Origin of the sequence: Escherichia sp. MR (assembly GCF_005280595.1) — a bacterium.
Classification (GTDB): domain Bacteria; phylum Pseudomonadota; class Gammaproteobacteria; order Enterobacterales; family Enterobacteriaceae; genus Escherichia; species Escherichia ruysiae.
Genome location: NZ_SZVK01000142.1, coordinates 1 through 299, shown reverse-complemented (window position 1 = coordinate 299; position 299 = coordinate 1). Strand labels below are relative to the sequence as shown.

General features: G+C 53.2%; 1 protein-coding gene. It reads left to right on the top strand.

Translation table 11 applies throughout. The features are described 5' to 3' along the window. Positions 1-39: 39 nt before the first annotated feature. Positions 40-299, top strand: a 260-nt coding sequence (locus FC814_RS23405) for an antirestriction protein (RefSeq protein ID WP_247165744.1), incomplete at its 3' end; no start/stop codon positions are given.

Sequence of the window (299 nt, the reverse complement as noted above, 5' to 3'; positions counted from 1 at the left end):
CCGGTGTCGCGGAATATGTGAACAACGGAGGAAAACATCATGCAATATGCGAAACCTGTCACTCTGAATGTTGAAGAATGCGACCGCCTCTTCTTTCTGCCTTACCTGTTTGGCCAGGATTTTCTGTATGTCGAGGCGTCTGTGTACGCGCTGGCGAAAAAAATGATGCCGGAATACGAAGGCGGATTCTGGCACTTCATCCGCCTGCCGGACGGTGGCGGCTACATGATGCCGGATGGCGACCGTTTCCACATGGTGAACGGTGCAAACTGGTTTGACCGTACCGTGAGTGCTGATGC